We start from the raw sequence: 11,754 nt of genomic DNA on the forward strand, positions 1-11,754 counted from the left end.
CGTGAAGCGGGAGAACATCATGGTCCGGCTCCCCAGCGAGGAGCCCGTGGTGCTCGACTTCGGGCTTGCAGCGCTGGCGGGGGCCTCGTCGAGCATGGGGGTCGGACAGGTGACAGGCACGCTGGAGTACGTCAGCCCGGAAGCGTGGAGGCATGCCTGCGAGGAGGAGGAGCACTACAGGCCCACGGCCAAGGACGAGCAGTGGGCGCTGGGGGTGACGTTCTATTGGATGCTGACGGACTTGCTTGCCTTTGGTGGGCGTGAGGATCCGCTCATGACGCGGCGGGTGCTCCGGGAGCAGCCCAAGGCGCCCCACGTCGTCAACCCCCGCGTGCCGCCCGAGCTAGGGGCACTCTGCATGCGGCTCCTGGAGAAGAACCCAGAGGACCGGTACGCGGACCTGAAGGAGCTCTGCGGGGCGGTGCGCCAGGTGCTGGAGAAGGCCGTGGATGGGGCCGCCTGGGACGTTCCACTCGGCCAGCCGGACGCGCCGGAGTGCCGGACGACCGACATCGATGTGACGGTCGTGGCCGAGGGCGGGATCGACCTGCTCCTCGCACTGATCAGAGCGCCTCGGCGGGGGCGAGTCATCCAGCTGCCCGCCACCAGGCTCCTGGCGGTTCCACCTCCCGTGCCCCTCCCGGAACCCGCCCCTGTCCCAGCGCCGGTCCCCATCCAGCGCATCGCCGAGCTCCCGGCGGTCATGGCGGCTGTCCCGGCGCCGGCCGCCTGGGGTAGGCCCGTGCCAGCGCTGCAGGGCGCGCGCCGGGCTGCCTCCTGGACGCTGCTGCTCTTGCTGGGGCTCGTACTGGGGCCTGAGGTATCCTCGGTGCTGGGTGAGCCGCCGGCGCGCGCACCGGCGCCGGTCCTCTTCGAGGAGCCGGCGCTCTGGCCGGGCGGGCCCTCCAACTCACTCCAACCTGCTGGGGCAGGCCCTCCCTTCGTAGCCTGGCAGGTAGGCTCGCCGGGCGAAAAACTGGCAAGCCCGCCGTACCCGCCCCAGTCTGGCGTCGGCGCGGATAAAACCCCCGCGTCCGCCGTTGAGGCGGCGTATCGCGAGAAAGAGCCACATGTGAAGAAAAGCTCAGCAGCCAGGAAGGCTGTCATCACGTTGTGCACGGCGCTGACCAGTTGCGTGGGGGCCCCGCAGATCATGCGTCAGGACCCACCCGCGGAGCCATGCCCGCCTGGAGCGATCAAGGCGATGGCAGAGTGGATGGACATCGAGTTTGAATTCGGTTTCGCCCTCCCACCGGAGCCAAACGTATTTATGCCTGTGAAGGAGGGCCCCTTCACGGCTGAGGCATGGAGTAGAAGGACTACATGGAAGTGGCAAGGGGGAAAGGTCGAAGGCAAGATCATCTTCGGTCCGGATCGCGTTCATATACGCCTCACGAAAGCATTCACGTATGACGGCAAAGCATTCCCAATCTGCGCACAGGTCCATCATCTAACCGCGAAGGAGGGTGAGCCTCATGTCATCCTGTCAACTCAATCCGCAAAGATAGTGGACCGCTTCGAGTAGAATTGACCCGATGCCCGTCATCTTCGCGCCTGGCCTGCTGGCGTTGGCCCTCCTCGGCGGGCCAGTTCAAGCTTCATCCTCAGCGTACCTGGAGTGCGAGTCCGCATCGCCCCGGGTGGCGCTCGGCTCCCAGCCGTCAGAGGCACTGCCCAGGGTGTGTGTGAGTCTCGGCCTGACAACCTCCATCCTCCTCAACTCGCCCATTGACCCGGACTCGCTGGTGCTACAGGAGCGTAGCCGCTTTGCTTTTGTGGCAGTGACAGACCGGAGCATCATGCTCATTCCTCCGGCCAACCTCTCCCCTGGCGAGACATTCAATCTCACGATTGGATTTTTGGATGGCACTGCCCCGGCAATGGCGACCTTTGTGCTTGTGGGGCACCCGGCGCTGGCAACACGGCAGGTGGAGGTGTTCCGGCAGGTCATGTCCGCCGAGGCGTATCAGCGGGAGACCCAAGAGGCCCGGGCCGAGGTGGCGCACTTGCGCGAGCAACTGAGCCGGGCCCAGATGAACCGTGAGCAGCCGGCAGGGTTGGCAGGGCTGCTTGCCAAGGGCGAGATAAGCAAGGGAGGGCTGCTGGGCCCGAAGGTGTTGCCAAACACCATCAAGGGAGCTGCGAAACTCAGGGAGCATTGGAGCTTCCGTTTTGCTGACACCGGCGATGTTGCAGTCTCCCTGCAATTGCAGCCGCGTGATCAGGAACGGACCGTCACAAGAGCCACCCTCACGGACGGGCATGGCAGCGCGCTGCCTCCGCAAACCTTCTGGACGTCAGGTCCCGTGCGTCCAACAGAATGGGGCAGGGTGGTCCTCGAATGGAGCCTCAGCGAGAGCCGTGCCAAGCTCACCTACACCCTGATCCTCGAGCGCGATGATGGAAGCGTCTTGCGCGTGGAAGAGGTCACCTTCCCGTAAGGACTGCTGTCGTACTAATCCGTGGCTCCTTTCCGGAGCTGCTCCGCGATCCAGGCTCGGTAGTGGAACGTGCTCGTGAACCAGGAAGCCGTGCCACTGTTTGCGTGACCACTGTTGATGCCCACAAGCCACCGTCCCGCTGGAGTCTCGCGGAAACAGGGTCCACCGCTGTCCCCTGCATGCGTGTGTGCTCCGGGAGCGCGAAACAGGAAGGAGCCAGGACCTCCCGCCGAGAGAACGATGTCCGTGACGGAGTTGTGCCCTACTCTCCGCATGCCACCATCCTTCCCATTGTAGCGGGTCTCACCGAAGCCCACCAAGGTGAGCAGCTCGTCGATGGAGACTTCCTGCTCCGGAAATCTGAAATCGATCTTCAGGCCTGAAACGGGCTCGTTCAGACGCACCACCGCCAGATCCGCGACGTTCAGCTTCAGTCTTCCGTTCTCCAACTCAGCCCTGAAGGCCGGATGCACCTGCACCTGTCCCTTGGACTCATAAGGCTTTACTCCTGACGGACCCTCCGAGCCGTGGAGGCTTCTTCTGATGGTCACGCTCTTCACGCAATCTGCACCGTCAATGACCCGCCGTTGGAGCTTGGGGTCCTCGGGTGCACACACGCAATGGGCAGCTGTCAACACCAGCTGGGGTTTGATGAAGACACCACTGCAATGACCCCGTGCGCCCCAGACTTGAACCACTGTCTCATAGCGTTTCTGGCCATCCACTTGCCCTCCCGAAATCGAGAATTCGAGATCGGATGTCAGGCTATGTGCCCCTCGCTCAAATGCTGTCTCTGCGTACTCCGGACTCACGGCACCCTTCGCTGCCCCGCCAGCACATGCAGCGAGCGAGACGGCGCACGCGATACTGGCGGCGCTCAGCCTCCAGGAACTCAGCGGCGCCTCCTCATGGGCTGGCAGAGCCTTCTCTCCGGGCCCGTTGAATTTCAGCACGTAGCCATTCCCGGTGGATAAAGGTGCTCGTGCACGTGAGCGCCGCGTCCGAGCCGACCCCCGCGATCCCAACCAACCACTGGCCTCCTCTCTCCTCGCGGAAACATGGCCCTCCGGCAAAGCCATCATAGACGTACGCTCCTTCCTGCTCGTAGTGAAGCTTGTCATCATCCTCTTGAGGTGCCCGCGTGGCTGTGTTCTTTCTGTAGTACCGGGTTCCAAAGTCTCCGCCCAGGATCTGATCATGCCCGTAGCCAGCCATGATCAGGGCCTCGCCTTGCCGGACCTCGCTTCCGGATAGGAGCACTTTCGCCAGCTGCTCCGGGACAGGTTCGTTCAGGGAGATGGCAGCCAGATCCGCGCGCCTTGAGCGCAGGTGGCCACGCGGATCCACCCAGAATTGCAAGTCAGGATGGGCACGCACGCTTCCCTCGTAGGTTCGCAACCACAGTTGCTCCCCTTGGGCCTCAGGTCCAGAGTTCCCACCATAGACAACCGTCGTGACTGACACGCGCTCCGCACACGAAGAAGACACGAGAGCATTTCCGGACGTGACAGCGGACTCGCTATGACTCTGCGCGCACACGCAGCTCCCTGCCGTCAGCACCAGGCGCGGACTGACGAGGACACCGCTGCAAGCTACCAGGGTTGGCGAATCCTTCAGGGCGATCATGACGGCCGCCGCGTACCGATCCGCGACGTCCACTATCCCCGCATGCTGCAGCCAGGGCTCTGGATCCGCGGGGCCGAACTCGAACCTGAACCCCTCGGGAAACTGGGCGATGGGCAGGTCGATCTCGACGTCGATAAGCCGCGGGTTGCTCTCTTCGATTTTAGCTGCGCGCTGCGCCTCAGGCGAGCCCGCTTCGTTCTTCTCACATCCGTGGCAACCCACCAACCCTGCGAGAGCCGAAAACACTGGGAGCAGGATTGCCAGATGTACCCAACGGCGTGCCACTCTCATGCAACCTCCTCCCGCAGTATTGCACGCGGGGCGCTGCCGAGCAGAGGAGCATGCCCACCGTGCGTATGCGCGGGTCGGCCTGGGTCCGCTTGTGGCTGCTGACGCAGTTGGGGCCTTGGCGACCTGTAGGAGTCTCTGGCGTGCAACCCACCCGTAGGGTAGGGTTGGAGCGCCATGGTTTCGTGCTCAGCCGCCATGGCCCTGGAGCGTTCATGGTGCGCACACTCGAAGGCAATCCCACGGAGGAAGGGTGCCCCTTTCCTCCCGCGATGCCCGAGGCTCGCGTCGTCTTCGAGCGGGATGGCGTCTCCTATGAGCTCATCCGGACCTTGAGGGAGCCGGACCGGCGCCAGAAGCGGATGCTCGCCTGGCGCCGCCTGCCGGATGGCAGGGCCGAGCCCGTTGTCCTCACGCAGCTGGCCAGCTCCCAGGAGCCGCACCACCGCTTGCGCCTCTTCGAAGAGGCCATGCGCGTCCGGCGCTTGAGCCACCCGGTCATCTGCAGGTTCCACGAGCTGGCGCGGCGGGGAGGCGAGCTCTATGCGATCACGGAGTACGTGGACGGGATCTCCCTGGAGAAGGTGCTGCGCTTGGCGTCCGCGTATGGTCGGCGGCTGTCAGCGGCCTTCGCCTGCCATGTCACGGCCGAGCTGGCCGACGCGCTCCAGCATGCCCATGAGCTGCCCGGGGAGCATGGGCGATCCTCCTGCATCCCTCATGGGGGCATCAGCGCTCGGACCATCCGCCTGACTCGCTTTGGCCGGGTGAAGCTGGCCGGCTTCGAGCTCAGGATCCACGATCCCCTGCCTCCCTGGGAGATCCCTCCGCAGGGCCTGGGCTGGCTGCAGGGAACGGAGCTCTGGCCCAGGATCGAGCGATGGACCTATCGCGCGTCCCACACCCTCAGGCGCTGGTGCCGTCTGCCCGCGAAGTACAAGGCCTGGTCCACGATGGGACCTGGGGACTCCGTGTTGGCGGAGGCCCGTGAGGACCTGGTCTCGCTGGCGTGGGTCCTCCTGGGGATGCTGGCGTGCCCCCACCCGCTCGAGGGCAAGGCCGCCTCCCTCTCCGAGAGGGCAATCGAGCAGGCGGTGCCTCACGCACCCGAGCACCTCAAGGCCCTCCTGGCGAGAGCCCTGGCACCGGAGCTTGGCCAGCGCTACGCCTCGGGGGCGGCCCTTCGGGATGCGCTCCTCACCTCCATGCGAGTGTGGGAGCCTCCCTATGGAGAGCGGGAAGCGGCAGCCGAGGTCTTCCGGGTCATGACAAGGGTCGAGGGGCTCCTGTAGCCAACGCAGGGACGAGCCTCCATCTTGAACCGGGGCTCCCACCCTTGGGGCGTATGCCCCCTGCGCCGAGGTCGCCATGAAGCTCACCCGACTCGTTACGGCACTGGCCCTGCTCGCTGGCTTGACTGCGGCGGCCCAGCCGCGGACTCCTCCCGAGTCCCGTCCCGATTTCCGCCCCTTCGTGGACCCTGCGGTCCGCACCCTGCGCGTGGAGGGAATGGGCGAGGCGAAGGCCGAGCCCGATGAGGCCTGGGTGGATCTCGCCGTGGAGACCCTGGGCACCACCGCCAAGGCCGCTGGTGAGGAGAACGCCAAGAAGATGGAGCGCGTCATCGCCGCGCTGACGGGCGCGGGCCTCCCTCGCAAGGAGCTCGACACCCGGAACTACTCCGTCTACCCCGAGTACACGCAGCCGGATCCTCGAGTCGAGCCGAAGCTGCGCGGCTACCGCGTCACCAACAGCCTCTCCGTGCACGTGCGGGAGCTGCCACGCCTGGGCGATCTCATCGATCGGGCGCTGGCGGCCGGGGCCAACCGGGTGGACGGCGTGCGCTTCGCGCTGAGCAAGGAGGAAGCGGTGCGTGCCGAGGCGCTGCGGCAGGCGGTGGAGCGCGCAAGGAAGACGGCGGAGGTGCTGGCCTCGGCGCTCGGGGTGCGGCTCGGCGTGGTGCTGGATGCCAGCACGGTGGCTGAGCCCCCGCGCGTCTATCCGGCCCGCATGGCGATGATGGAGGCGGGGGACAAGAGCAACGCCCCGGCCACGCCCATCATCCCGGAGGAGCAGACCGTCCAGGCACAGGTGACGCTCATCTACGCCATCGAAGGGACTCGCTAGGCTCGTGCCGGGAGAGGGGCTCCCTGGGCGTGTCAGGCCACGACGGCGTGGGAGCCTGGCAGCGGACCGCTGGGGGTGGGATCCACCTGAGGCTTGGGGGGCTCGGGCTGCGGCTCCTTCTTCGGCAGGAGCGCACGCAGGGCCTCGGCCTGCTGCCCCAGCCGGTCGGCGGTGATGGCCACGTCCTCGCTCATCTGCGCGTGCGAGGTGATCAGCCGCTGGAGCTGCGTTGCTCCCGAGGAGATGCCCCCCGTCGCCCGGGCCTGCTCCTGAGCATCCACCACCGTGGAGCGCATCAGCGACTCGATCTGCGTGACGATCTGCCGGATGGCCTCCAGCGTCTTGCGCGCATCCGTGAAGCGGGTCTCGAACTGGTGGGTGCTGTCGCGGATGATGGCCATGCCCTGCAGCGCCGACTCCAGCTGGGCCCGGGTGCCCTGCACCACCTCGTGGATCTTCACCGAGCTGTCCTTGGAGGCCTCGGCCAGCCGGCGGACCTCGCGCGCCACCACGGAGAAGCTCCGCCCGGCCTCGCCTGCGCGCGCGGCCTCCATGGCGGCGTTGAGCGCCAGCACGTCCGTCTGGTTGGCGAACTCCTGCAGCGTCTGCGTGAACTCGACGATCTGCCGGGCGCTCGTCACCAGCTCCAGGAGGCTGGCCTCCGTCAAGCCGATGGCCTGCCCGATGCTGTTTACCCCGCTCTCCACCTGGTTCATCTCGTCGTCAATGCGCTGGGTGTGCCCGGTGGCCTGGGAGACGATGGAGCCAGCGCCCGAGGCGCGATGCGAAGCGGCCTGGGCCATGAGGGCCACCGTCTCGCTCGCGTTGGCGATGCGCGCCGTCTCCGAGCGAGCGCGGGAGGACTCGCTGGACAGCTCCAGCGTCGAGTCCCGGAGCTTCTCCACCAGCTCACCAATCGTCTCTGCGGCCTTCCCCACCCGGGCATGGGAGTTCTCCAGCGCCCGCAGCGTGGCGGTCATCTCCTGCTTGAGGAAGAAGTGGTGGCGCAGCGCGCGCAGGATGCGCTCGAGGGACCAGGCGATGCCCCCGGTTACCCCTCCCAGCGCCGCGATGCCCAGCATGCGCTGCGCCAGCGGGTACCCCGGATCCAGGGCCAGCTCCAGCACCGCGTAGCTCCCCACCGTGAAGGCATAGAAGAGGCCGCGGGCCTGGGAGCGCAGCGGCAGCACCAGGGGGATGAAGAAGACGCTCCACACCAGCAGCGCCGTGTGGGGCATGGTGCGCTGCGTCCCCGCGACGTAGAAGACGATCTGGCTGCTCAGGAGCCAGAGGCTTGCCAGGGCCACACCCGTCCGGGGCCCTGCCTGCCACTCCGGGAAGTTCCTCAGGGCCAGCATCGCGACTCCCGGGAGCAGGAGACACGCCATGCGGGCCGCCATGACGGTCAGCAGGGACCGGGTGCCTGCGGCAGTCCCCAGGCCCACGCTCAGCGTGTCCGATAGCAACAGAATCAGACTACCCACCAGGGCGGTCTGACTCATACGCAGAGTGCGTTTAGGCCATTGCTCCCAGAGGAAAGAGGAGTAGGCGGCCCACGCTGGGGATGAGGGAAGGGTGGAGTCCGTCATCAGGATTCACAGTATCCAATAGGTTGGATTTTTCTGGAAGGGACCGGAGGGCTTTGGGAGCGCTCTGAGCACGAGGAGGGCCAGCGGGCAGGCGAGCGGAGGGGTCTCTGCCGCTCAGTTCCCAGGAGCCGGGGGCGCACAGAGGTTCAAGGCTGGATTCTCACTGGGAGTCGAAAGGGGGAACCGGTGTGATGCACCGCCTGCGTCGATGGGCCGCTGTGGCGGGAGCCGTGGGGGGGCTCCTGGGGCTGGGGTTCGCCTGCGGTAATGCGGACGGGCCGCCGAGCGCTCGGGAGCGCGAGGCCCGCTCGGAGCTGCTGAGGGATCTGATCGCCTCGCGCGAGCGGATGCCGGATCCGAACGAGCTCCAGGCGCAGCGGAGAGATCTCCAGGCGGAGCTGGGACAGGGCGAGGAGCTGGGCCACGGCGGCTCGGGGCAGAGCAGGCTCACCGCGAGCGTCACTGGAACGGTGGAGTGGGTGGGGGACGACGAGCTGCTCGTCCGCGACACGGGGGGCGTGGAGCGGGACGTGCGAGTCCTGGACGACACGCGCTTCCGGCGAGGGGACCGCGAGGTGAGCCGGAGGACCGTGGAGCAGGGGGCGGAGGTCCAGGTCTCCTACGATGTGCAGCAGGGCGAGTGGGTGGCGCTCGAGGTGACGCTGCTGCCCCAGCGCGTGCCTCCGCCGTCTACCTCCCTCGAGCGCCGCTAGAAGGCCGAGCCGTCCACGAAGGTGAGCGCCCGCGGGGCCGGTGAGGGTGAGCGTGAGCTAGGGAGGCACAGCGCCGAAGTCATACCGGCTGAGCACGGGGTAGTGGTCGCTGGTGGTGCCCGCGTAGTCGGCGATCCAGGTGGGGCGCAGCACGTGGGCCGAAGCGGGCAAGTAGTCCGCCGCCAGCTCGTTGGAGACGAGCGTGTGGTCGATCAGATCCGGGTAGCCGATCGTCGAGCTCTCGCCGGTCAATGACAGCGGCCGTGTGACAAAGGCGTAGTCATCGGGATCAGCGAGGAAGTTCTCGTAGGGGCTGGGCAGCGGGTTGCCATTGGAATCGTCGGTGATGGAGACGTCCACGTCATCGTTCCAGTCGCCCACGACGAGCACGCGGTGGAAGGGCACGAACCCATCCAGGTAGGCCTTGAGCGCGGCGCCTGCGCGCTGGCGCCTGTCGTAGGAGGCCGAGTCATCGAAGGCCTTCATGTGGACGACGATCACGGTGAGCACGGTGTTCACGCCGTGGATGTGAGTGCCGAAGTCCACACGCAGCGGGGGCCTGCCGGCAAAGTCCGCCGCTGCCTCGGTGAGGATGAGGGTGGCGGACTGGAAGGAGAGGCGGCCGTCGTAGAGCACGCCCAGCTTCTGTTCGCTCGGCGAGTAGTACCAGGAGCCGAGGTTGACTCGCGGATCATCGGAGAGGAAGCCGTCGTATCCGGGGAGCTGGGCCTTGAGGGCCTGGAAGTCGGCGGTATCGACCACCTCGACGAGGCCCCAGAGATTGACGTCCGCGTCGTCGATGAGGGCCCTGGCGTTGGCGATCTGGAGGTCATCCAGCGAGCCTCCGGGCGAGGTGGAGCGGGGCGGGCCCAGAGAGTCGCTGCCGAACCACTCGATGTTCCAGTGGCCCACCTTGAAGGGGGTATTGCCACTGGAGTCTGAGGGGTCCACGACCAGCGTGAACACGCGAGAGTCCAGTCCGCCGACGGAGTCCTGGAAGGTGGCGGTGAAGGACCAGGTGCCGGCGGTGGTGGGGGTGCCGAGGACGGAGCCATCCGAGCCAAAGGAGAGGCCCGGAGGCAGCGTGCCCGAGTAGCCCCAGGTGAAGGGCCCGCGATTGCCGCTGTAGCCGAGGGTCTCGAAGTAGGGGGTGTTCCGGGTGGCGTTGGGGAGGGAGGGCGTGGTGATGCGGGGCGGGGCGTAGACGGAGAGCGTGAACGAGCGCACGCCGGAGCGGCCATTGGCGTCGGAGACGCGCACGGTGAAGGAGGCGCTGGTGCTGCCGGACGGAGTGCCCGTGAGGCTCCCCTCTTCTTCGAGCGTGATGCCTGCGGGCGTGGAGCCGCTCTCCAGCGAGAAGGTGAGGCTCGGTTTGCCACCGGAGACGGTCAGGGTCTGGGAGTAGGGCTGGCCTTGGACGGGCTCTGGCAGGGTGGTGGTGGTGAAGGCGGGCAGCGAGTAGACGGACAGCGGCAGGGTCCGGGTGCCGGTGCGCCCGTTGGCATCGCTCACCCGGACTTCGACCTGGGAGGTGCCAGGGCGGGTGGGGGTGCCGGTGATCCGGCCGTCGGAGGCGACCGAGAGCCCAGCGGGCAGCGAGCCCGGAGCCACGGAGAAGGTGTACGGCCGCTTTCCATGCAGGCCCAGGACGCTCTGGGCGAAGGGCTCGGAGACGTAGGCGTCGACGAGCGTGCCCGTGTCGACGATGGGGAGCGCGTAGATGTCGAAGGACAGGAGGGCAGAGTCCGACCGGCCGAGGCTGTCCGTGACACGAAGGGTGAAGGTGTATCCCCCTACGGAGGTGGGTGTGCCGGAGAGGACGCCCTGGGGGGAGAGGCTCAGACCCTGGGGCAAGGGGTCGGTGTTCGCCCACGAGAGCGAGCCGTGGCCGCCTGTAGCGGTGAGGGACTGAGCGTAAGGCGTATCGGTATAGGAGTCCGGAAGAGTCGAGGTAACGAGGACAAGGGCGGGGATGACGATGAGGGAGAAGGTCTTCTGGGCGGACTGGCCGCGAGCGTCTCGGAGCTCGAGGGTGAAGGAGAAAGTGCCACCAGAGGAGGGCGTGCCTGAGAGCTCACCGGCGGAGGAGAGGACGAGGCCGGAGGGCAGCGCACCGTCAACCTTGCTCCAGGAGTAGGGCAGGGTGCCGCCCTCCGCCGCGAAGGCGAAGTGGTAGGCGCCCGAGGCATGAGCCGAGGCCACCTCCGTGGTGACGACGACGGGCGGTGGGGGGTGGACCTCGAGGTTGAAGGGGGCGCGCTTCACGGCGCCATGAGCGTCGGTGACGGAGACCTCGAAGGAGGAGGAGCCTGCAGCGGAGGGAGAGCCGCTGAGGGTGCCGGAGGCATCAAGGGAGAGCCCCGGAGGAAAGGCTCCTCCGCTGAGCCTGTAGACGAGGGGCGCCTTGCCGCCGGAGGCCTCGATGCGAACCGCGTAGGCGACGTTGGCGGTGGCGGCAGGAAGGGAGGCGGTGACGAAGGTGGGAGCATCGAGGACGAGGAGAGCGTAGCGCCGCTGATCCGAGAGGCCGGCGGCATCGGTGACGGAGACCTCGATGTCGAAGGGGCCGGCCTGGGCGGGAGCACCGGAGAGGGCGCCGGTCTGGGAGTCGAGCGCAATCCCCGAAGGGAGTCCCTGCGCGGAGTAGGAGAGCGGCGCGGTGCCACGGGAGGCGGCAAGGCTGCGCGAGAAGGGAGCGCCGACGGTGCTCTCGCCCAGCGAAGCGGAGGGGAGCGCAGGGCCTTGGGGATCCGGCTCGACCGGACCGCCGTCGGAACAGGCGAGGAGCGTCGAGAGGAAGAGGGCGGTGAGGAGACGCACGCGGGACATGGCACCACTCCGTGAGCCGGAGCCTCCGGCGCACAATGAAAGGCGCCCAGTGTAGAGGTTCCAACTGCTCCAGGTGGAGCCCTCGGGAGGGAAGAGAGGCCCGCAAAGAGAAGGGCCGCGGCCCATGAGAGCCGCGGCCCC

Annotated in this window: 9 protein-coding genes; 5 read left to right on the forward strand and 4 right to left on the reverse strand. The window is 67.2% G+C overall.

Going from position 1 to position 11,754, the window contains the following annotated elements; genetic code table 11:
* On the forward strand, nt 1-1,525 hold a 1,525-nt coding region (locus VD972_RS31850; protein ID WP_324992552.1), incomplete at its 5' end, for a serine/threonine protein kinase.
* A gap of 10 nt (nt 1,526-1,535) precedes the next feature.
* Nucleotides 1,536-2,441 (forward strand): DUF2381 family protein, encoded by a 906-nt coding sequence (locus tag VD972_RS31855; protein WP_324992553.1) that lies wholly within the window; start codon nt 1,536-1,538, stop codon nt 2,439-2,441.
* Between the two features lie 14 nt (nt 2,442-2,455).
* On the opposite strand, the gene VD972_RS31860 is transcribed toward VD972_RS31855, so the two are convergent.
* A complete protein-coding gene (locus VD972_RS31860) occupies nt 2,456-3,394 on the reverse strand; it encodes a S1 family peptidase (protein WP_324992554.1) in 939 nt (312 codons plus the stop codon).
* Entirely contained in the window at nt 3,348-4,358 is a 1,011-nt protein-coding gene (locus tag VD972_RS31865) for a trypsin-like serine protease (protein ID WP_324992555.1), read from the reverse strand. The genes VD972_RS31860 and VD972_RS31865 overlap by 47 nt, the downstream gene beginning before the upstream one ends.
* A gap of 212 nt (nt 4,359-4,570) precedes the next feature.
* Here VD972_RS31865 and VD972_RS31870 point away from each other — a divergent pair, with 212 nt between their 5' ends.
* Complete coding sequence (locus VD972_RS31870; RefSeq protein ID WP_324992556.1) at nt 4,571-5,647, forward strand: protein kinase; 1,077 nt, start codon at nt 4,571-4,573, stop codon at nt 5,645-5,647.
* 76 nt (nt 5,648-5,723) lie between these two features.
* Complete coding sequence (locus VD972_RS31875; RefSeq protein ID WP_324992557.1) at nt 5,724-6,482, forward strand: SIMPL domain-containing protein; 759 nt, start codon at nt 5,724-5,726, stop codon at nt 6,480-6,482.
* A gap of 32 nt (nt 6,483-6,514) precedes the next feature.
* Here VD972_RS31875 and VD972_RS31880 read toward each other — a convergent pair whose 3' ends face one another.
* Nucleotides 6,515-7,966, reverse strand: coding sequence for a methyl-accepting chemotaxis protein (locus VD972_RS31880; protein WP_324992558.1), 1,452 nt, complete (start codon nt 7,964-7,966; stop codon nt 6,515-6,517).
* A gap of 296 nt (nt 7,967-8,262) precedes the next feature.
* Here VD972_RS31880 and VD972_RS31885 point away from each other — a divergent pair, with 296 nt between their 5' ends.
* On the forward strand, nt 8,263-8,784 hold the full coding sequence (locus VD972_RS31885; protein WP_324992559.1) for a hypothetical protein: 522 nt from the start codon (nt 8,263-8,265) through the stop codon (nt 8,782-8,784).
* Nucleotides 8,785-8,841: 57 nt separating this feature from the next.
* Here VD972_RS31885 and VD972_RS31890 read toward each other — a convergent pair whose 3' ends face one another.
* Nucleotides 8,842-11,613: a putative Ig domain-containing protein gene (locus VD972_RS31890; RefSeq protein WP_324992560.1), complete on the reverse strand. Its 2,772-nt coding sequence runs from the start codon at nt 11,611-11,613 to the stop codon at nt 8,842-8,844.
* Between the last annotated feature and the right edge of the window lie 141 nt (nt 11,614-11,754).

The organism is Hyalangium sp. (genome assembly GCF_035629615.1).
GTDB lineage: Bacteria > Myxococcota > Myxococcia > Myxococcales > Myxococcaceae > Hyalangium.